Source organism: Aquisalimonas asiatica, assembly GCF_900110585.1.
Lineage (GTDB): Bacteria > Pseudomonadota > Gammaproteobacteria > Nitrococcales > Aquisalimonadaceae > Aquisalimonas > Aquisalimonas asiatica.
The window spans coordinates 214,629-233,861 of the sequence record NZ_FOEG01000002.1 but is presented as its reverse complement, the minus strand read 5'-3'; the positions used below and the strand labels follow the sequence as shown (position 1 = coordinate 233,861).

Sequence of the window (19,233 nt, the reverse complement as noted above, 5' to 3'; positions counted from 1 at the left end):
GTGCGGGACCGGGGCTATTACCGGCAAAGACTCAGGCAGGAGGTACAACGTGACAGCGAACGCAAACAACCATCATCGACGGACTGCGCAGGTCGGTGACAGCGTCGCCAGTGAGGCTCGCGAGGGTGCGCGTAACCACTTGGAGGCGCTGAAAGCTAAACGCAGCGAGGTTGAGAGGCTCCGTGAGCTTGCTGCTGAACACGATGCTTCGATGACGGACAGTCTTGGAGCCGAGGAGCAGGCTTTGGAAGGGTTGCAATCCCGACGCGAGTCTGTGCTTGCCGATATCGTTGCCGGCGAAGCGGATGACGCGGCCCTGGTGGAGATCGACCGCGAGCTGGGTGCGCTGCTGAAGGATTCCGATGGGTCTCGGGCGGAGAAGCTTCAGCGCTTCCGCGACGCGAGCCAGACGCTGGCCGGCTTGCGCCGTAAGCTCGAGTCCGCCAAAGCAGATTTGTCCGAGCTGGAACACGAAACCCGTGAGGTCTTGAAGCAGCTTGTCTTGGCGGAGGCTGAGCAAGTAGGCGCGGAATACGTGCAGCATGCAAACGCCCTCTGCGAATCGTTTGCCCGGTTGAGCGGCCTGAACGCCCTGGTGGTTGAGGTTGTTGGCAGTGAAAGCGCCGGGTTCCTGCATAGCGGTGGCTGGCCGCTCTTTCTTCCAGCCGCTCGCTTGGCCGCATTCAACGAGGCAGATGGCCACGATGTCGGGGCTGGGGTTCTCTTCTCGGCTGATCGCGAGGCGCGCTCTGGGCGCTATCTGAAACAGCGGCAATGGGAGGTTGAGCGCCTTGCCGAAGAAGGGCTGTCGGATCTTTTTCGGGAGGTCTTGTCAGGCAGGCGATGATCCTCGTGAGACCCGGGAACACCGCCTCCTGGGTTCCCGGGCCAGGTAACGGTATGCGCAGGCGCCGTTGCCTGGGGGTCGTAAAGGGGAGTCTGCGCAGCTTCGGGCCGGATCGGGGTCTGGTGGTGCCAGTGCACCGGCACGAAGCACGGGCGCGGAGTTGGTGGTGGCCCCTCTCTGCGTCAGACAAGAGCCACCAGGGGTTGTCTGCCCCCGCTCCAGCCGCCGAGCGCCGATTCTCCCCTGTCGGTCTCCCGGTTGGGGCGCATATGAAGTACCGGCTTGTCCGGTTTGCACAGCGAGGAGGATGTGGCGATGGCGGTCTATCGGGCAAAAGAAGGCGAGATGGTCGATGAAATCTGCCACATGTACTACGGGAAAACTCGCGGGGTTGTTGAGCGCGTTCTGGCTGCGAACAAAGGCCTCGCCAGTCTCGGCCCTCGCCTGCCGGCTGGCACTCTAGTGGAGTTGCCGGATTTTGACGAAGGAGGAGCTGAGCCTCCCAAGGTGAAGATGCCGTGGAGTTAGTCCTGGACGTCCGAGCACGTGACCGTCACTCGCTCGTCAGTCTCGACATGGCGCAGCTGAAGCGCATAGGGAGCACCTGCGCGCCAGCCGGAACGGCAGTGGTCGATCAGCTCAGCCTCCGGGTCAGGGTGCTTTCCGGAGTAGTACCCGCCTACCCATTCGGCATCTTCGGATGTTTTTTCGTAGCCCTCCCACGGGCCGGTCTGGGTTGCGCAGCCAGAGACAGCGATAGCGGCCAACCAGACAAGCGCGCGCGTTTTCATTCGCAGACCCTCTCATAAAGGTGAATGATGATTAAGCCAACATACCAAATTGAAGCGCAGGGCGTGGATCTCACGAAACACATCGCCGACGCTCTCATTGAGCTCCGCCTTGAAGACCGGGCCGGGTATGAGTCGGATGCCCTGGAGATCGAGGTAGCAGACAATCAGGACTGGACGTGGCCGCGGGAGGGGGCGCTCTTACGGCTGCGGGCCCTCGGATACGACGGCGAGACCCTTGTTGAGCCGGCTTCCTCAAGCCGCTTCGCCATTGATCAGATCGAGCACGCCGGTCCCCCGGCGCGGCTACATTTCTCGGCCACATCTGCTGACTTTACGAGCCAGATGCGGGAGGGGAGAGACCGCTCGCATCCGAACATGACGCTCGGAGAGCTCATAGAGCGGCTGGCTGCCGAGCACGGATACGATTTCGGCATCTATCCCGCCGATCTGGGGGAGACCCACCTGGGGTTTGTCGACCAGTCGGGGCAATCCGATCTCGCGCTAGCTCACCAGGTCGCAGCTGAATACGGCACCTTATTCAAGGTCATCGACGGCAAGTGGGTTGTGATTAGCTATGACGCCACCGAAGGCCCGGACGGCGAGCCAATCCCGGTCACCGAGTTGACCCCCGCCGACGTTTCCACGTGGCGAGCCCACTTCATGACGAAAAAGAAGGTGGGAAGCGTCGTCGCCACCTACCAAGACTACGACCTTGCGCGGCGCATTCCCGTGACCGTCGGTGAGGGTGAGCCGGTCCGAACGCTGTCGCGTGTGTTCCTGGACGAAGCCACTGCCCAGGCGAATGCGAGGTCTACCCTCCATCGCGCCTGGAGGGAGAGTCGCCGCCTCACGATCAATTTGCCGGGAAACCCCTCGCTGGCATCCCGCCAGAGGCTGAGGCTAAGCGGGTTCCGAGACGGCGTGAACGGTGACTGGCTTATTACCCAGGTCAGTCACGTGGTGAACAAACGAGGCTACAGGTGCCGAGTGGAAGCGGAAGGCCTCGGTTACGCCGACCGCTGACCGTCGGCACTTTCCTGTGCACATTACAGTGAAGGAGTGAAGCTGGATGATTATCACACCTGATGTCCTATCAGCCCTCAAAACTGGATTTCGGCGCCAGTTTCAGGACGGGCTAGAGATTGCCGAATCTGCATGGGGCCGCGTTGCTACTCGCGTGCCCAGCTCAACGCGCAGTAACACGTATGGCTGGCTTGGCCAGTTTCCAACCTTCCGGGAGTGGGTGGGCGAACGCCAAATCAGGGATATGGCAGCCCACGGTTACCAGATCGAGAACAAGCTCTGGGAATCCACGGTCGGGGTCAAGCGCGTAGATGTGGAGGACGACAATGTCGGTATCTACGTGCCCCTGTTTCAAGAGATGGGGCGTGCCGCGGCCGTGCATCCTGATGAGTTGGTCTTTGGGCTCCTGAAGCGCGCCCACGAGGAGCACTGCTACGACGGGCAGAACTTCTTCGACGACGAGCACCCGGTTTACCCAGAGGTGGACGGCACCGGAGACGCCGAGTTTGTCAGCAATCAGGACATCCCGGAGAGCGACCCGGGGGACAGCTGGTATCTTCTGGACGTGACCCGCGCAATCAAGCCCCTCATCTTCCAGGAGAGAATTCCCCCTGAGCTGCAAGCGATGGTTGATGAGTCTGATGAGCGGGTGTTCATGGAAGACGAGTTTCGGTACGGCGTCCGCGCTAGATCGAATGTTGGGTTCGGGTTCTGGCAGATGGCATTCCGGAGTCGGCAGCCGTTAACCAAAGAGAGCTACGGCACGGCGCGTGCGGCAATGATGAACATGAAGGCTGACGGCGGTCGCCCTCTCGCGATTCGTCCGACCTTGTTGGTGGTTCCGCCCAACCTGGAGCAAGCTGGCCTGGAGGTCTTAAAGGCAGAGCGGGCAATCAATGGCGCCACTAATGTTTATCGCGACTCGGCCGACCTCCTGGTTACTCCTTGGCTGACGTAACAGGGTGACGCTGTCTGCGTCTCTGCAGCCACGGAGGCTTTCGGTTCGGCCCAGGAGATGATTCAAGGGGGGGGGCATATGGAAGCCGTGCTGGGGTTGCTGGTTGTTGCATCGTTCCTGGCGATCTTCGTCGGGCTATTTCGTCCGAAGTGGGTTATGCCGTGGAGCGAGTCGCCACGACGCCTGGTGGCCGCCCTCTTCTATGTGTTGGCCACGATGGTGTTCATGCTGCTTGGTGGCTTGATGTACGGAGACCCAGATGGCGCCGCATCGAGTGATCAGACGGAGGAGTTGGCCAGCAACGGTAGCAAGCCCGAGTCCACAGATGGCATCGCCGGCGAGGGCGCTGAGCACATGGATGACGCGGAAAGTTCTGAGTCCTCAGGGGAGCCAGAAGCTGAGCGCCAAGAGGAAGAGTCTGGCCCTGGAGATGATCGGATGCCTGAGGGCTGGCGAGAGCTGGACAAGAGTGACGAGGCTCAGAGTGACAGGCGGCAGTTTATTGATGATCTCAAGGGCGTAGGCATTGTCCAGCGGATCGAAACCCCAACCGACTATCCTCGCGTCTATCTCGGCTCTGGCTGGGAGCGCCTAACCGTCCAGGACAAGGAGCAATTCATCAACGTCGTCTTGACGTACCATTTTGCGGATAACCCGGATTCCACGACCGCTGTCCTTCGCGATGCGTACACCGGGGAAGACGTGGGCACCTACAGCTTCGACTGGGGGTTACGGCTAGACTAATTCCGAAATGCGCGTTTCATCACCTGAGAAATCACGAATCGGGATTATCTTGAACTGGGCGTCGGATTATCGCGGCGCCCTACATCAGGTCCGGTGGCACGGCCCGGGCGATGAAGTCGCCCATGTTGCCGACGCCGGCGATGAGTCGGGAGCCCTCCACGTCCACCGCGGTAATGCCCTGGATGAAGAAGGCAAGAAAGCCGACCAGGACGACCCACGTGAATACCGAGGGCAGTTCGAAACGGCTGGGCTGGGGGCCGTGCCGGCCCCCGGGCTGCTCGGGGGAAGCCATGGAAATCAACTCCTGGAGGTTCTGGGGGACGCGAGGGGCGACGCTTCAGGACGCCCGTCTCAGCGGCGTGACGGCGTCGGACGGGGTTTCGTCCACCCGCACGTTGCCCTCGTAGAGGGACTGCAGCTCATCGCGGCTGGTCTGTCCCATGGGGCGGTCCACCTGAACGTGACCCGCTTTCATGCCGATGACGCGATCGCCGTACTCCATGGCGAAGTCGAGCTGGTGCAGCGTGCACAGCAGTGTCATGCCTTCCTCGCGCACCACGCCCCAGAGCAGGTTCATGACCTCCCGCGCCGCCTTCGGGTCGAGGCTGGCAACCGGTTCATCCGCCAGCACCACGGACGGCCGCTGCATCAGCACCCGGGCGATGGCCACACGCTGCTGCTGGCCACCGGAGAGCTGGTCGGCGCGCTGATCCGCGCAGCGCGCAAGCTGGACCCGCTCCAGGCAGTGCATGGCGTACGCCCGCTCCTCCCGTGAGGCCAGCGGTGCCGTGATGGCGAAGAAGCTGCGATGGCGCGCCAGCCCGCCGTACAGCACGTTCTGGAACACGCTGAGGTTGCCCACCAGGTTGAAGTTCTGGAACACCATGCCCACCCCTCGGCGGACCTCGCGGAGCTTGCGCTGACTACAGTTGGCCACGTTGCTGCCGTGGACATGGATCGAGCCCTGCTCCGGGCGGGCGAGGCCGTTCATGCAGCGCATGAGCGTGGACTTGCCGCAGCCGTTGGCGCCGAGCAGGATTGCGCCTTCCCGTTCGGGGATCCGGAATGCGATGCCGCGCAGTACGTGCACCTTGCCAAACCGTTTGTGGACGTTATCCGCGTGAATCACTGACATGGGTGCCTCCGTTGGATGTCGGGCCGTGGTCCGGTCCGGAACGTCATCGGGGCGGACCGACTGTTCGCCGAACCGCCCCGATGCGTCATGGCGACGGGGATCAGAGCTCGAGACCGAGCACCTCGTAGGCTTCGCGCACCATGTCGTATTCCTCGTCGGTGATGTCATCGACGAATTTCGCCCCCAGGTACTTCGAGCGCTCCTGCCCTTCGTCGGTATCGGGCTCGTCAGCCGCCGGCTGGACGAAGGCCTGGAACAGCGCGTCCTCATACGCCATGGCGGTGTCGCTGATGGCCTGGATGCACTCCTCGCCCAGAGCGTCCCGGGCCACGAACACATCCCGCGGCATGGTGCCGCTGTCGGCGATGATGTCGTACTCCAGGTCCGGGTCGTATTCTTCGATGATGTCCACGTCCCGGTAACCGACGGCCGCGGCGTCCACGTCGCCGTTGACGAAAGTCTGCACCCGCGCATCACCGGCGTGGGTGTAGCGCACGTCGTCGCCCAGGCTCAGGCCGGCATCCTCGATCATCCAGCCCTGGGTAATGTGGTTGGTGGTGGAGCCCACGCTGCCGAACGCCAGGTGCTTGCCTTCCAGATCCTCGATGCCGTTCAGGCCCAGGTCGCTGTGAGCGACGATGTAGGCGCCGTAACCGTCACGTTCCAGGCCGAACGCGGGGGAGACGTTGCCCGAGACCGCCGTCATCACCACGTACTCGGACGGTCCGGCCAGGACCAGGTCGATGGAGTCGTAGCGCAGCGCGTTGGCTGCGGAGGTGCGGTCGCTCAGCGGGAAGAACTCCATCTCCACCCCGGTCAGTTCGGTGAACTCCTCGGCGAACGGCGCGAATGCGCGGCGCAGTTCCTCGGCGCCTTCAATACCGGTGTCCGCCAGCCGCAGGGGGCTGTCGCAATAGTCCGCCACGTCCTCTGCCGGGCTGGCCAGGGCGAAGGCGGGGGCCGTCAGCGCCGCCGCGGCGACCAGGGCTGTCACGTTTCGCATCGTCACTCTCCCGATTCGGTGTTTACAGTGAATGTGGTCCGCGAGGATGACGCCCCGGTGTTACATGGGGTTTCAGTGGCTGTTACGTGACAGTGACACCCGGTCAGCCGGCGGCGACCAGAGGCCGGGGGCCGGTCGATGGCTGTTTGCCGGTTGCGTGGGCTGCCAGCAGCGCCGTGAACCGGGCGCCGACCGTGTCCCAGTCCAGCGTGTTGACCGTGCCCCTCGCGAGCGCCCCGAAACGGTGCCGCAGGCTGGGTTCCCGCGCGAGGAGAATCGCCAGTGCCACGAAACGGTCCGCGTTGCCGAGGGGCGCCGTCACGCCGTTGGAGAATGGGCTGATGTGCTCCGCCGCCGCACCGTGATCGAAGGCGACCACCGGGAGCCCGCTGGCCATGGCTTCCAGCACCACGTTGCCGAAGGTGTCCGTGAGGCTCGGAAACAGGAACAGGTCAGCCGAGGCGTAATGCCGTGCCAGCGCCTCCCCGGACTGGCAGCCGGTGAAGACGAAATCGGGGTTGTCCGCGGCAAGGCGGGCCTTCAACGGTCCGTCACCCACCAGCACGAAGCGGGCCGTGGGCGTGCTGCGCTGGATCGCGCGGAACGCCCGCACCGCCAGGTCCAGGTTCTTCTCCGCGGCGATGCGCCCGACGTAGAGCACCACCGGTGACCCGGGCAGCAAACCCCACTGCCGTCGCAATTCGTCGCAGCGGCGCTGCGGCTGGAAAAGCCGCGTGTCCACCCCCCGGGACAGGACCTCGACGTCGCCGAAGCCGGCGTCCCGGAGCTGCGCGGCCAGCTGCTGCGTGGGTGCCAGCGTCAGGCGCGTACGACGGTGAAACCGGCGCAGGTAGCTGTCCACCAGCGGTGCCGCCAGCCCCAACCCGTAGTGCTCACCGTACGCACTGAAGTGGGTGTGATAACCGGAAATCACCGGCAGGCCAAGCCGCCTGGCGGCGCGCACGGCGGCCCATCCCAGCGGGCCCTGGGTGGCCACGTAGATAACGTCGGGGCGGTGCCGCCCCCACTCGGCAACCAGCCGGCGCACGGCGGGCAGCCCGAACCGGACCGCCGGATATCCGGGCAGCGGCAGGCCGGGCAGTGTCAGCAGCGAGAGGCTGGCGGGCACGTCGTCGCGCTTCAGTGTCGGCGTGACCAGCTCCACCTGGTGGCCATGACGGCTCAGGTAATCCACCAGTCGGCCCAGCGTCATGGCGACGCCGTTGGCCTCGGGGCGGTAGGTTTCGGTGACCAGTGTAATGCGCATGAGATGACTCCCTGGGTGCGGACGGAGGCCTGCGCGCAGTCTCCGTTCGCCGCATTGCCCCGGTGTGACGCCGGGATCACGGTTCCGTGACAGCGCACGTGGTGCCGGCACAACAGGCGTCGCATGTCACCAAACGGTCACTGTGGCATCGGGAAACAGTCACATCCCCGCCTTATTGTTCCCCTCGCCAATGCACTTGCGGCCGCCGCAAGGCAGGGCCGACGAAACGAGACCATTCCTTCGGAGGTAAGCGTGAAAGCAACCAAACTGACAGCACTCGGCATCGCGGCGGGCATGGGCCTGGCGGGTATCTCCCAGGCCGCGGCCTACCCTGAGTTCGAGCCACGCGGCCGTCTGCATATCGACGCCGGCTTCCACGATGAAGACAACGTGGATATGGACGATGGTTTCCTCAATCGCCGTGCCCGCCTGGGTGTTGGTGGCGACCTGGACGAGCTGTGGGACTTCCGTATCGAGGCGGATTTCGCGGAAGAGGGCGTCAGCGCCGCCGACTTCCGCCTGCGCCGGTCCCTGGACGTGGGCCGCATCACCCTCGGGCAGACCAAGGTGCCCATGGGGCTGAACCAGCTCACCAGCTCCAACAACATCACCTTCATCGAGCGCGCCACGCCGCAGAACATCGTGCCGGACTCCCGCCGCATGGGTGTGTTCTACGATGTCTCCGAGGGCATGTTCACGTTCCAGTCCGCGCTCTACGGCCGCGCCATCGGCGATGATGCGGATGGCGACATGCCGCTGGGCGTGGCCGGCCGTTTCGTGGCCAGCCCGGAGCTGGGCGGTGGCCAGATCCTGCACCTGGGCGTCTCTGCCGCCTACGAGGATTTCGACTCCGACAGCGACTACCGCACGCTGGGCTTCAGTGATCGGCCGGAATCCCGGCCTGCCGGGGTGCGGTTGATCAGTACCGGGGACATCGACGCCGACTCCACCACCAAGTACGGGCTGGAACTCGCCTATATCGCCGGGCCGTTCTCCGCCGAGGCCGAGTACGTCAACGTGGACGTGGACCGGGACAACGGCAGTGACGTGAGCTTCGACGGCTACCACGCCCAGGTCAGCTACGTGCTCACCGGCGAGTCCCGCAGCTACGGCAGCGGCGGCTTCGGTGGCATTTCGCCCCAGGGGAACGGTGGTGCCTGGGAAGTGGCCGCGCGCTACAGCCACATGGACCTCAACGACCGTGACATCCAGGGCGGCGAGCAGGACAGCGTGACCCTGGCGCTGAACTACTACCACAGCTCCAACCTGCGCTTCATGGGCAACGTGATCTTCACGGACGTCAAGGACAGCGGCGCCGTGTCTGACCTGACCGGTGGCGAAACCGACGAGGACAGCCCCGTTACCTTTCTCGCCCGCATGCAGTACAACTTCTAAGCGGTCGGTACAAGTCCGCCCTTACAGCCCCGGTCAGCGACCGGGGCTTTTTTTGTACTGCTGTCAGGCAATCCGTGCAGCGGTTTCCGTGGTTTCCACGGGCACGGCCTCTTCCGATCGCCGATAGGCGTGGGTGGCGGCTTTCTCGAACGCGAGCGCCATCCCGGCGCCGGCGTCGTGGGGCAGGGCGTCATGCACCTGGAGCAGACGCTGACCGTGGCGGCAGTTGATGCGCCAGCCGTGGCCCTCGAACACCTGCTGTTCCACCTGCACCGGCAGTGTGTTCAGGTTGCTCTCCTGGGGTGCCTGCTGGCTCAGCCGGCAGCCGCGGGGCTGGAACATGATCTGGGTGGCATCGCCGTCGGCGAGTTCGTGATCGCGGCACAGGGCCCAGAGGGTCTGTTGCCCGGCCTGCACCAGTGCCCAGTCGTCCTCCCGTCGCAGGATCCGGCCGTCCAGAGTGTTCGCGTAGCCCACCAGTTCCGCCACCCAGGGCGTGGCCGGCTTGCGGAAGAGTTCGCGGGTTTCGTCAATCTGGGCAATGCGCCCCGCCTGCATGACCACCACACGTTGCCCCAGAGCCAGGGCCTCCTGCAGGTCATGTGTGACGTACAGTGCGGTGGTGCCCAGTTCCCTGAGCAATCGCGCCAGATCGTCGCGCATCTGCTGGCGCAGCTGGGAGTCCAGGTTCGACAGGGGCTCGTCGAACAGCAGTACCCGCGGCTCGGTGGCCAGCGCGCGGGCGATGGCCACGCGCTGCTGCTGGCCGCCGGAGAGCTCGCGCGGGTAGCGCTTTTCCATGCCACCCAGGTCCACCAGCTCCAGCAGTTCCGTGACACGCTGATCGCGCCGGCCGCGCGCGATGCCCCGGTATTTCATGCCGTACTGCAGGATCTGCTTCACGTTCATGTGCGGCCAGAGCGCGAAATCCTGGAACACCATGTTCACCGGCCGGCGCTCCGGGGGCACTTCCAGGCCGTTGCCGTTGACCTTCTGGCCGGCGATGTGGATTTCGCCGCCGGTGGGGGTGTCAAGGCCGGCCAGCAGACGCAGGAGCGTGGACTTGCCGCAGCCGGACGGCCCCAGCACCGCCAGCGTCTCGCCGGTGGGAATCTCCAGGCTGACGCCGTCGAGGGCGCGGACCGCACCGATATGCCGTTGCAGATCGTGAATGGCGACTTCTGCCGTGTTGCTCGTCATTGTGAGCCTCCTGTCGCGAAGTATTGTCTGAAGAGGCGCTTCACCAGGAAGCGCGTGGTGACGATGATGGCGGCGGTGATCAGGCAGACGATCACCGTCGCTGCCGTGGCCCAGCCGTACTGCACCGTGCGGAAGTGTTCGTCGATGATCACCGGGATCGTGGGGAAACCCGACGGCTGCAGCATGGTGGTGATGGCCAGGTCGAAGACGCTGGTGGCGAACACGGCCAGACCGGCGGAGAGCAGCCCGGCCAGGGTCAGCGGCATGAGGACCGTGCGGATGCGTGTCCACAGCCCGGCGCCCTGGAGCGAGGCGCTGTTCAGGAACGACTTGGGCACCTGCGCCACGTTGCCGAGTACCACGCGAACGGCGATGGGGATGGATGCGGCCGCCGAGCAGAGCACGATGACCCACGGCGTGTTGTAGACCTGGATGCCCCAGTCCGCCAGCCAGCGCTGGTTCCACCAGAGGATGTAGCCCACCGCCAGCACGATGCCCGGCACCGCCAGCGTGACCGTGGAGGTGATGTCGATGAACCGGCGCAACCGTGAACCGCTGTAGGCGAGCAGATAGGTCGCCAGAAAGCCTACGGCCAGGGCAATCAGTGCGGCGCCGAAGGCGATGCCGAACGAGTTCGCCATGGCCGGGAGCAGTACCGAGCCTTCGGAGAGCACCGCCCGGTAGTTCAGCAGCGTCAGGTTGTCGAGGGTGAACCCGGTGCTGTAGCGCTGCAGGAAGGACACTGACAGGCTGGTGCCCAGCGGCGCGAAGATCGCCAGCCCCAGGAAGGCGACGTTGAGTGCCGTGAGTACCGGCCAGAAGCGCGGGCGCGGCCGGTCCACGGGGCGTGCGCCGCCGGTGAGGAAGTCGGCACCGGCGTTGCGCAGCAGCCGGATCTGGATGGTAATGGCAATCGCCACCATGGCCACCAGGACCGATGCCAGCACCGCCGCCCCTTCGAACGAGACGGGCACCGTCTGGATCTCCTGGCGGATCACGTACGGGATCAGCGGGAACCGGAACACCGACAGGAACGCGGCCGGGAGGCCGAAGTCGCCCACGGTGTCCACGAACACCAGGATCGCGGCGGACAGCAGGGCGGGCAGCAGTAGCGGCAGCTTGATGGTGCGTACCACCTGGGCCGAGGTGGCACCCGCCAGGCGCGCGGCCTGCTCCAGGCTGCGCACGTTCCAGTGCAAGGCGGCACTGAAAGCAAGATAGGCCAGCGGGAAGTTCGCCAGGCTCATTACCATGACCAGCCCGGGCAGGGAGAAGATAAACTCGCCCAGCCACGGCATGCCCATCTGGTGCGCCGTGCCGCCGCTGCGCCCGAACAGCACCCAGCCCTGGGCGATGATGAACGACGGCATCACCAGTACGAACCAGGCGGCGAAGTCGATCAGCCCGGCGGTGGGAAACCGGTAGGTGTGGCGCAGGTACGCCATGCCGGCACCGATCAGAGTGCCGATCACCATGGTCCCAAAGGACAGGTACAGTGAGTTCTGCACGGCAGTGCGCCAAAGGCGCCGCTCCCACAGATCGGTGAACAGGTCGAAATCGCCGAGATCGAAGATTCCCAGATAGAGCTGCGGGTAGGCCAGGTGCAGGAGGATGGCCGCCAGCGGCAGGCCGACCAGCACAACCAGCGTGGCGGCAATGAACCATCCCAGCAGGCTCTCGGGTTTGGGAAGGCGCGCCAGCAACCCCGTCAGCGGTGAGTTTCGGTGCGTATCGGTGGTGACCGACATGGTGCGAACACTCCGGTAATGATGCATCCGTGGGCAGGCGTGTCCGTGTGCCTTCCCGGAACGCAAAGACGGGCGAAGCCCGGAGGGCTCCACCCGTGCGTGTCATTCCGGCGCGGTCAGTGGCCGCGCCAGTAGCCCCTTCACTGGGCCATGTCGCTGAACCAGCGCTTGATTTCCTCTTCCACCTCGCCGGCCCATTCGTAGTCCGTGAACGCGTACGGGGTGACCTCGTCTAGGAACTGGTTAGGGGGCAGCAGGTCGTTGGGCTCGGCACCCTCGATCAGCGGCACGAAGTACTTGTTCCGGTGCTCGATCTCGGTGAGGTACTGCTGGGTCTCCGCGGAGAGCATCCACTCGACGAACGCCTTGGCGTCATCGGCCACGTCGGTGTCGGCGGAGATGCCCACGGCGCGGGCCGCGCCCGGAGTGCCTTCCTCCGGATACACCACCTCGATGCTCTCGTCGTTTTCAACTTCGCCGTAGGTGTTGGGCTCTTCCAGGCCGGCGACCCAGATGTCACCCGCGGCCAGGGCTTCGGCCACCGGGCTGTTGGAGCGGTACATGCGCACGCCGTTGTCGAAGACCTTTTCCCAGAACGCGTAGCCGGCATCCATGTCGTCCTCGAAGAACCAGGACACGTAGGGATAGGCCGGGCCGCTGATGGCCGGATCGGGCATACCCACGCGGCCCTCGAACTGCGGGTCGTGCAGGGCGTCCCAGCTGGTGACGTCGTCGGCGTCCACGTAGTCCGGGTTGTAGACGAGCAGAGCGGGGGCGTTCACCGTCACGGGCCACCATGCCGTCTCCGGGTCCTGTTCGTAGATCTCGCGGCCCATCTCGGTGTAGTTCTCCGCGGCCTCCGGCTGCCAACCGTCATCCAGCAGCTGACCGGTCTCGTAGAGCCGGTGCACGCTGCCGTGCCCCTGTACGTACACCACGTCCCACTGCGGGTTGGCGCGCTCGGCCTCGATGCGGGCCAGGATCTCGCCACCACTCATGTCGACGATCTGGGCCTCGATGCCCGTGTCTTCAGTGAAGCGCTCTGCGATAGCGTCGCCATGGTCGTGCAGGTAGACGGTGAGGACGTCATCGCTGGGCTCGGGGTCATCGGCCACGGCGACGGCTGAGGCGCTCAGGCCACTGGCGGCCAGCAGCAAGGTCAGGCGCCACGAATTCAGACGGGGGCGGCGGTGCCACATGGGGAATCCTCCTGCTCGGGTAACGGTGTCGGATGGATTGCGCCGCATCCTTGCCGTTGCGCAGGCCGTCCACCTTGGAAAAATTTCGTGAACCAGGCGTTAATTCCGTGTGACCGTTTGATGACTCGCCAGCTCTCCTGTCATACCCCTGCAATCTCTTTCCCGTTCACTAGGGGCCATGAAAACGGTCCACCGAACGCAGGACCGTTAATGGAGGCGTCATGGCAACGTTCATGCAGTGCAAGGGGCTCACGAAGGAGTTCGCCGGTCGGCGGGTGCTGGACGGGATCGATCTGAAGGTGAATCAGGGCGAGTGTGTCGTGTTGCTGGGGCCGTCCGGCTGCGGCAAGTCCACCCTGTTGAACGTGATTACGGGCATGCTGGCCGCTGACTCGGGAACACTGGCGTGCCGCGGGCGCACGCTCGACGACCCTGCCAACGGCATCCATGTGGCCATGCGCGAGCGCGGGTTCTCCATGGTGTTTCAGGACTTCAGCCTGTGGCCGCACATGACCGTGTCGGAGAATGTCGCCTTCGGGTTGCGCATGCAGCGGGTCAATGCGCCCCACCGGGCCCGACGCGTGCAGGAGGTGCTCGACCAGGTCCAGATGGGCGCCTTCCGCAACCGTCGCCCGGACCAGCTCTCCGGCGGACAGCAGCAGCGGGTGGCCATTGCGCGGGCCCTGGCCGTGCAGCCGGACCTCATGCTGCTCGATGAGCCCCTCTCGGCGCTGGATGCCCGTTTGCGCGAAGACCTCAAACATGAACTGGCGCGCCTGCTTCGGGAGACGGGGCTCACCGCCGTGTATGTCACCCACGATCAGGCCGAAGCGTTCACGCTGGGTGACCAGGTGGCGGTGATGAACCGCGGGCGCATCGAGCAGTGCGGGACGCCGGAGGTGATTTACAACGAACCGCGGACGCAGTTCGTCGCCGAGTTCCTCGGGGCGAGCAACCTGATGCCCTACCGGCGCAACGGCAGCAGTATCGTCATCGACGATGGCGTGCTGGACCTCCCGGGCAATGGGGCGCTGCCGGCGGAGTCGGGGCAGTGCCTGGTTCGCCGTGAAGCGATCTGCATTTCCTCGGAGCGGTGTTGCAGCGGTGACGACCTGGTGGAACTACCGGCAACGTGCGAGCAGACCAATTTTCTCGGGGATCGGCATGAGGCGTTCGCCACCTTGCCGAACGGGCGACTGATCCGCGGTTTCGCCGATGGCGCCGTGAATCGCGGCGGGGCGGTGCACGTGCGCTTCCCGGCAAGCGCCATGCGGTTCCTATCGGATTGATGGGCCTGCTTTCCCGGACACTCCCGGCCCTGCTGCCGCTGGTGTTTGGCCTCGTGGCCGGCTGTGCTGGTGATGACGGCGACGGTGACGCGCTGGTTGTTTATTCCGCCGGGCCGCGACCGCTGGCAGAAGCCGTCATCGATGACTTCGTCCGGGAGACGGGGGTGACCGTCGAGTTCTTCGGTGCCACCACGGGGCAGGTGATGGCCCGTCTGGAGGCCGAACGGTATCGCCCTCGCGCCGACGTGGTGATCTTCGCCAGCGAGGTCGCTGCCGAGGCGCTGAAAGCCGATGACCGGCTGTTGCGCTATCAGGATCCGGACTGGGTGGATGCGACGGAGGCGGGCTGGCACGACCCCGATGGTTACTACTATGCCACCTCCGCCGCGCTGGTCGGGATGGCCGTCCGGGAAGGCAGGCATCAGGATGGCCTGGACTGGGCCACGGTGTTCGACGGAGACTTCCAGGGCCGTGTGACCATGCCGTCACCGTCGCGTTCCGGTTCGGCGGCGGACTTCGTGGTTGCGTATGCGCTCTCCGAGGAGGCCATGTGGGCTGATTTTCTCGGTCTGCGTCGAAGTGGCCTCGATTTCGCGGCCGCCAACAGCCAGGCGATCAGCGGGCTGCTGGTGGGAACCTACGACCTGATACTGGGCGCCGTGGATTATCTCATCTACCGCCAGATCGCCGATGGCGCCCCGGTGGTCATGCATTACCCGCCCTCCGGCTCCGCCATGGTGCGTCGGCCCATTGCCATAATGGCTGGCACCGGAGCGCCCGATGCGGCCCGGGCCTTTGTGGATTTCTATTTCACCGAACCCGTGCAGCGGCGTGTCGCCGACGAGCACCTGCTTCCGGCGCGACGCGACACGGAGCCGTCCTCGACCCGGGGGACGCGGGAGTTGCCGCCGCTGTTCCAGGACGACGTGGAAGCGGCACTGGCCAACCAGAACCGCGTCCTGCGCCGGTTTCAGATCGAGATCGAACGCGCCGAGGTGGTGCGCGGCGATGACTGATCAGGTCGGTTTCCGGGCATGCTGATGGTGTACCTGAGGGCCCGGTTGCCGCTGCTGCTGTGTCTGCTGTTGCTGGCGGTCGCGGCGGGATATCCACTGGCGGTTCTTTTCGCACAGAGTGTCTTTCCGGATATTCTCGGTGGGTCGCTGGACGGCTTCGGCGAAGCCTACCGCCGTATACTGGAGACCCCCGAGCTGCCGGCCATGATCCGGACATCCCTGGCCTGGGCCGGGGCGGTCACGGTGGTGAGCTGGGTGTTCGGCATTCCCTGCGGCTACCTCCTGGCCCGCACGGATCTGCCCGGCAAGCTCTGGGCGCGGCTCTCCCTCCTGGTGCCCATCATGACACCGCCGTATATTGCCGCGCTGTCCTACATCCTGGTGATGCAGGAAGGGGGGTTCGCCGACGGGCTGATCGGCGGCTTGCCGGAGTGGCTGCGGCTGTGGTTCTTCTCCTTCTGGGGCGTCACCCTGGTCATGGCCCTGGCCTCGTTCGGCTACGTGGCGCTGGCGGTGGAAGCGACCCTCGGATCATTGCCGAGGCGGCTCGAGGATGCGGCAACCCTGTTCGGTGCGGGCTGGTTCCAGCGCATGCGTTACGTCCTGCTGCCGCTGCTACTCCCCGCCGTCTTCAACTCCGGTCTGCTGGTGTTTCTGGAGGCGCTATCGAACTTCGGCGTGCCTGCCGTGCTCGGCACGCGCTCGAATCTGCCCCTGCTGCCAGCGGAGATCTTCTATCTGATCACGAGCTGGCCGGCGGACTTTGCCCTGGCAACGTCGCTGTCGAGTCTGTTGTGTCTGTTCGCACTGGTGTGCATGTACGGCAGTCGCTGGCTGGCGCGCCTGCTCGGCGGCGGTGCCTTCCGGCCCGGCGAGGGGGCGTTGCAACCCCTGGGCCGTTGGGGGAAATGGGCGGGGTGGGCGTTCATCGGCGGGCTGTTTCTGCTGAGTTCCGTGCTGCCCTACGTCGCCATGGTGCTCACCAGTCTCGTGGACTCCTGGGCCGGGGCGGAGCTGACGTTCACCCTTCGGCACTACTGGGCCCTGTTCGAACCGGGATCGCGGGGGTTGCAGGCGTTGCTGACCAGTCTTGGGCTCAGCCTGGCCGCCGCGACGATCTGTGTACTGGTCGGTGGGTACATTGCCTACGTCAACGTGCGTTCCGCGGGGCCACTGCAGCGCGTGCTGGATGGCATCGCGCTGCTGCCCCGCGTGATCCCGAAGATCGTGATGGCCGTGGCGCTCATCCTGGCCTGGAACGCCCCGTGGGTGCCAGTCGACCTCTATAACACCGTCTGGATGCTGTTGCTCGCTTACGTGGTGATCTACATCACCGACGCGCTCAACTACGCCAATGCCAGTCTGCAGCGCATGGGCGAGAACCTGGAGCATGCCGCGTCAATGCTGGGTGCAGGCCGCGCCACGGTGTTCACGCGCATCGTACTGCCGCGTCTGCGCCCGGCCCTGCTGGCCGCCTGGCTCACCACGTTCATCGTCTGCATGCGCGAACTGGTGGCTTCGATCCTGCTTCTGCCTCCGGGCGTCGATACCACGGCGACGTTCATCTTCAACCAGTTCGAGCAGGGGGACATTGCCATTGCCATGGCCATGGCAACGGTGACCATCCTGCTCAGCACCGTGGTTCTGGTGGTATTCCAGTTGCGACGGCGCGGCTGAGCGGCGTCACCGGGCCGTCACGGACGTGTCATGCCAACCTCACGGTCGTGTCATGCGCTCCCCCTAAGCTACCCCTGTTGCTCGTGGCAGACAGTCTGTCGCGTTGCGGCAACAGCTGAGCACCGGACGCTCCAGGGGCTCGATTGCCACTGATCCCGCTGTCCGGAGGGTGACCGCATCCTCCCCGCGAACCACCTACATATCAATTACCCGGGGGTAACGCATGTCCGACAGTAAAACCACATGGGGCGCTGCGCCGGCGCTCGCCATCGCCGCGGTGCTGGCCGTACCACTGGCACACGCCGACACCGGCGCGCAGCGATTCGCCGGTCTTGATTACGAGCCGATGATGGACGTGAGTGATGATCCCGTCCGCACCCGCGTCAACAAGTTCCGCGTCGAGACCGAAGACGGCAAACACCGCTTCGGTATTCGCGGCCGGCTCATGACCGACTACGCCTTCGTACAGGATCCTTTCACCTCGACGGATGACGAGGACGCCGACGACGGAGATCTCGCCCGTTACGGCACGATCATCCGTCGCGCCCGGCTCGGTGCCCTGGGGGTGATGTACGACAATTGGGAATGGCAGCTGGAGGTGGATTTCCGGGACGACGAGGTTCGTTTTGCCAACGCCTACATGGCCTACCTCTTCGACAACGGCCGGTTGGCCGTCGGCCACTTCAAGGAGCCTTTCAGCCTTGAGAGCTCCACCAGCTCGCGGCGGATCAGCTTCATTGAACGGGCCGCGCCGGTTGACGCCTACCGGCCAAGCCGGCAGATCGGGTTGATGTACGAGACACTGGTTCCGGATTACTACGCCGCGATCGGTGCGTTCGGCGGTGATGGTGTTGCCAGGGATCGTGACGTGACCGAGGGCTACAGTCTTGCGGCCCGCGCTTCGTTTGCCCCGGTCTTTGATGCCGAGCAGGACCTCTGGAGCCACCTCGGTGTGTCTGCCAACTACCGCGCCAACGCGTACGAGTGGGACCGCAGCGGCGGTGACCAGAAAGAGTACGAATCGGTCCGCATGCGCACGCGCCTCGGCACACGGGCAGTGGATGGTCGCATGATCGGCGAGAACGACATGGAGAACGTCAAGGACTTCACCACCGTTGCCCTGGAAGGCGGCTTCGGCGTCGGGCCGTTCTCGGTGCAGGGCGAGTACATCAGGCAGGACCTCAACCGGGACTCCAACTCGGACGGTTTCGATGGTGAACCCGGCGACGACGTGACCAGCATGACCTCGGAAGGGTACTACGTGCAGACCAGTTATTTCCTGACGGGTGAGACACGGAACTATCGCCCGTTCAGTGGTGATTTCGGTGCCACCCGGATACAGTCGCCCCTGAGTGCGGGTGGCCGGGGAGCCTGGGAGGTACTGGCACGCTTTGCGACGGCCGACTCCTATGAGCACCATAACCGCGAGGATCGCCAGAAGCTGGATCACTACACGCTGGGACTCAACTGGTATCCGGAAGACGATATCGTCCTCAAGCTTAACGTCATGTATGTGGATGCGCAGCGTGGTGAGGACGGATTCGGCGACGGACGCAAGGACTGGGACAGCATGGTGTACGCGGCCCGCTTCCAGTTCGAGTTCTGACCCGAAAACGAGCTTTATCCTCCAGCCACAGCTTGACCCCGCTTATGCGGGGTCTTTTCTTTGCCGCTAGCCGAATCGTCCGCAGCTGCGCAGGGCGGTGAGGCTGGGCGTCTGCGAGACGACCATGAACCAGCCGCGGCGACCGTCTTCCAGCTCCAGCAGGGCCTGGCGGCGGTGGCCCAGACGGGTGACCGTTGTGGTCACCGACGGGATGTAGGCGAGCCAGCCGTTTGCCCGTGACGCACTCTGATGCCGCAGCACGATCTGGTCGCTGCTCAACACCGTCCGCCCCTCACAGATCAGCCGTCCTTCTCCGGTTTCCCAATGCATCGTGA

The 19,233-nt window shown here is 64.8% G+C and carries 18 protein-coding genes; 10 read left to right on the top strand and 8 right to left on the bottom strand.

What is annotated here, in order from left to right; genetic code table 11:
• The first annotated feature begins 49 nt into the window (after positions 1 to 49).
• The 5 genes from BMZ02_RS05830 to BMZ02_RS05805 all read left to right on the top strand — a co-directional run bounded on the left by BMZ02_RS05830 (position 50) and on the right by BMZ02_RS05805 (position 4,363).
• Positions 50 to 847, top strand: a complete 798-nt coding sequence (locus BMZ02_RS05830; protein WP_091640798.1) for a hypothetical protein — start codon at positions 50 to 52, stop codon at positions 845 to 847.
• Between the two features lie 315 nt (positions 848 to 1,162).
• Positions 1,163 to 1,375, top strand: a complete 213-nt coding sequence (locus BMZ02_RS05825) for a tail protein X (protein WP_091640795.1) — start codon at positions 1,163 to 1,165, stop codon at positions 1,373 to 1,375.
• 326 nt (positions 1,376 to 1,701) lie between these two features.
• Complete coding sequence (locus tag BMZ02_RS05815; RefSeq protein WP_171909831.1) at positions 1,702 to 2,661, top strand: phage late control D family protein; 960 nt, start codon at positions 1,702 to 1,704, stop codon at positions 2,659 to 2,661.
• A gap of 46 nt (positions 2,662 to 2,707) precedes the next feature.
• On the top strand, positions 2,708 to 3,619 hold the full coding sequence (locus tag BMZ02_RS05810; RefSeq protein ID WP_091640786.1) for a Mu-like prophage major head subunit gpT family protein: 912 nt from the start codon (positions 2,708 to 2,710) through the stop codon (positions 3,617 to 3,619).
• Positions 3,620 to 3,697: 78 nt separating this feature from the next.
• The gene (locus BMZ02_RS05805) at positions 3,698 to 4,363 is read left to right on the top strand and encodes a hypothetical protein (RefSeq protein ID WP_139209154.1); all 666 of its coding nucleotides are present in this window, start codon (positions 3,698 to 3,700) and stop codon (positions 4,361 to 4,363) included.
• 79 nt (positions 4,364 to 4,442) lie between these two features.
• On the opposite strand, the gene BMZ02_RS05800 is transcribed toward BMZ02_RS05805, so the two are convergent.
• From BMZ02_RS05800 to BMZ02_RS05785, 4 genes are all read right to left on the bottom strand, one after another.
• Entirely contained in the window at positions 4,443 to 4,655 is a 213-nt protein-coding gene (locus tag BMZ02_RS05800; RefSeq protein ID WP_091640781.1) for a hypothetical protein, read from the bottom strand.
• 45 nt (positions 4,656 to 4,700) lie between these two features.
• A complete protein-coding gene (locus tag BMZ02_RS05795) occupies positions 4,701 to 5,498 on the bottom strand; it encodes a phosphonate ABC transporter ATP-binding protein (protein ID WP_091640778.1) in 798 nt (265 codons plus the stop codon).
• A gap of 100 nt (positions 5,499 to 5,598) precedes the next feature.
• Positions 5,599 to 6,501: a phosphate/phosphite/phosphonate ABC transporter substrate-binding protein gene (locus tag BMZ02_RS05790; protein ID WP_091640775.1), complete on the bottom strand. Its 903-nt coding sequence runs from the start codon at positions 6,499 to 6,501 to the stop codon at positions 5,599 to 5,601.
• A gap of 103 nt (positions 6,502 to 6,604) precedes the next feature.
• Positions 6,605 to 7,768 carry a glycosyltransferase family 4 protein gene (locus BMZ02_RS05785; protein WP_091640772.1) on the bottom strand — a complete coding sequence of 388 codons (1,164 nt, stop codon included), beginning with the start codon at positions 7,766 to 7,768 and terminating at the stop codon, positions 6,605 to 6,607.
• Positions 7,769 to 8,020: 252 nt separating this feature from the next.
• Here BMZ02_RS05785 and BMZ02_RS05780 point away from each other — a divergent pair, with 252 nt between their 5' ends.
• Positions 8,021 to 9,163 carry an OprO/OprP family phosphate-selective porin gene (locus tag BMZ02_RS05780; RefSeq protein WP_245753957.1) on the top strand — a complete coding sequence of 381 codons (1,143 nt, stop codon included), beginning with the start codon at positions 8,021 to 8,023 and terminating at the stop codon, positions 9,161 to 9,163.
• A 63-nt stretch (positions 9,164 to 9,226) separates the two neighbouring features.
• On the opposite strand, the gene BMZ02_RS05775 is transcribed toward BMZ02_RS05780, so the two are convergent.
• The 3 genes from BMZ02_RS05775 to BMZ02_RS05765 all read right to left on the bottom strand — a co-directional run bounded on the left by BMZ02_RS05775 (position 9,227) and on the right by BMZ02_RS05765 (position 13,310).
• Positions 9,227 to 10,363, bottom strand: coding sequence for an ABC transporter ATP-binding protein (locus BMZ02_RS05775; protein ID WP_091640769.1), 1,137 nt, complete (start codon positions 10,361 to 10,363; stop codon positions 9,227 to 9,229).
• Positions 10,360 to 12,111 carry an ABC transporter permease gene (locus BMZ02_RS05770; RefSeq protein WP_245753956.1) on the bottom strand — a complete coding sequence of 584 codons (1,752 nt, stop codon included), beginning with the start codon at positions 12,109 to 12,111 and terminating at the stop codon, positions 10,360 to 10,362. The genes BMZ02_RS05775 and BMZ02_RS05770 overlap by 4 nt, the downstream gene beginning before the upstream one ends.
• Before the next feature lie 140 nt (positions 12,112 to 12,251).
• Positions 12,252 to 13,310, bottom strand: coding sequence for an ABC transporter substrate-binding protein (locus tag BMZ02_RS05765; protein WP_091640764.1), 1,059 nt, complete (start codon positions 13,308 to 13,310; stop codon positions 12,252 to 12,254).
• A gap of 221 nt (positions 13,311 to 13,531) precedes the next feature.
• Between BMZ02_RS05765 and BMZ02_RS05760 the strand changes: the two genes are divergently transcribed.
• The 4 genes from BMZ02_RS05760 to BMZ02_RS05745 all read left to right on the top strand — a co-directional run bounded on the left by BMZ02_RS05760 (position 13,532) and on the right by BMZ02_RS05745 (position 18,898).
• Positions 13,532 to 14,599 (top strand): ABC transporter ATP-binding protein, encoded by a 1,068-nt coding sequence (locus BMZ02_RS05760; protein ID WP_091640761.1) that lies wholly within the window; start codon positions 13,532 to 13,534, stop codon positions 14,597 to 14,599.
• Positions 14,599 to 15,615, top strand: coding sequence for an extracellular solute-binding protein (locus BMZ02_RS05755; protein WP_171909830.1), 1,017 nt, complete (start codon positions 14,599 to 14,601; stop codon positions 15,613 to 15,615). Before BMZ02_RS05760 ends, BMZ02_RS05755 begins: the two co-directional genes overlap by 1 nt.
• A gap of 18 nt (positions 15,616 to 15,633) precedes the next feature.
• A complete protein-coding gene (locus tag BMZ02_RS05750; RefSeq protein ID WP_091640759.1) occupies positions 15,634 to 17,292 on the top strand; it encodes an ABC transporter permease in 1,659 nt (552 codons plus the stop codon).
• Between the two features lie 223 nt (positions 17,293 to 17,515).
• Positions 17,516 to 18,898, top strand: coding sequence for an OprO/OprP family phosphate-selective porin (locus tag BMZ02_RS05745; protein ID WP_091640756.1), 1,383 nt, complete (start codon positions 17,516 to 17,518; stop codon positions 18,896 to 18,898).
• Between the two features lie 66 nt (positions 18,899 to 18,964).
• Here BMZ02_RS05745 and BMZ02_RS05740 read toward each other — a convergent pair whose 3' ends face one another.
• Positions 18,965 to 19,228, bottom strand: a complete 264-nt coding sequence (locus BMZ02_RS05740) for a hypothetical protein (protein WP_091640753.1) — start codon at positions 19,226 to 19,228, stop codon at positions 18,965 to 18,967.
• Positions 19,229 to 19,233: the final 5 nt, after the last annotated feature.

Excerpts from the sequence above, each read along its gene's own strand:
- BMZ02_RS05825 (WP_091640795.1), top strand. The coding sequence starts at position 1,163 with ATGGCGGTCTATCGGGCAAAAGAAGGCGAGATGGTCGATGAAATCTGC.
- BMZ02_RS05810 (WP_091640786.1), top strand. The coding sequence starts at position 2,708 with ATGATTATCACACCTGATGTCCTATCAGCCCTCAAAACTGGATTTCGG.
- BMZ02_RS05805 (WP_139209154.1), top strand. The coding sequence starts at position 3,698 with ATGGAAGCCGTGCTGGGGTTGCTGGTTGTTGCATCGTTCCTGGCGATC.
- BMZ02_RS05800 (WP_091640781.1), bottom strand. The coding sequence starts at position 4,655 with ATGGCTTCCCCCGAGCAGCCCGGGGGCCGGCACGGCCCCCAGCCCAGC.
- BMZ02_RS05795 (WP_091640778.1), bottom strand. The coding sequence starts at position 5,498 with ATGTCAGTGATTCACGCGGATAACGTCCACAAACGGTTTGGCAAGGTG.
- BMZ02_RS05790 (WP_091640775.1), bottom strand. The coding sequence starts at position 6,501 with ATGCGAAACGTGACAGCCCTGGTCGCCGCGGCGGCGCTGACGGCCCCC.
- BMZ02_RS05785 (WP_091640772.1), bottom strand. The coding sequence starts at position 7,768 with ATGCGCATTACACTGGTCACCGAAACCTACCGCCCCGAGGCCAACGGC.
- BMZ02_RS05775 (WP_091640769.1), bottom strand. The coding sequence starts at position 10,363 with ATGACGAGCAACACGGCAGAAGTCGCCATTCACGATCTGCAACGGCAT.
- BMZ02_RS05770 (WP_245753956.1), bottom strand. The coding sequence starts at position 12,111 with ATGTCGGTCACCACCGATACGCACCGAAACTCACCGCTGACGGGGTTG.
- BMZ02_RS05765 (WP_091640764.1), bottom strand. The coding sequence starts at position 13,310 with ATGTGGCACCGCCGCCCCCGTCTGAATTCGTGGCGCCTGACCTTGCTG.
- BMZ02_RS05760 (WP_091640761.1), top strand. The coding sequence starts at position 13,532 with ATGGCAACGTTCATGCAGTGCAAGGGGCTCACGAAGGAGTTCGCCGGT.
- BMZ02_RS05755 (WP_171909830.1), top strand. The coding sequence starts at position 14,599 with ATGGGCCTGCTTTCCCGGACACTCCCGGCCCTGCTGCCGCTGGTGTTT.
- BMZ02_RS05750 (WP_091640759.1), top strand. The coding sequence starts at position 15,634 with ATGCTGATGGTGTACCTGAGGGCCCGGTTGCCGCTGCTGCTGTGTCTG.
- BMZ02_RS05745 (WP_091640756.1), top strand. The coding sequence starts at position 17,516 with ATGTCCGACAGTAAAACCACATGGGGCGCTGCGCCGGCGCTCGCCATC.
- BMZ02_RS05740 (WP_091640753.1), bottom strand. The coding sequence starts at position 19,228 with ATGCATTGGGAAACCGGAGAAGGACGGCTGATCTGTGAGGGGCGGACG.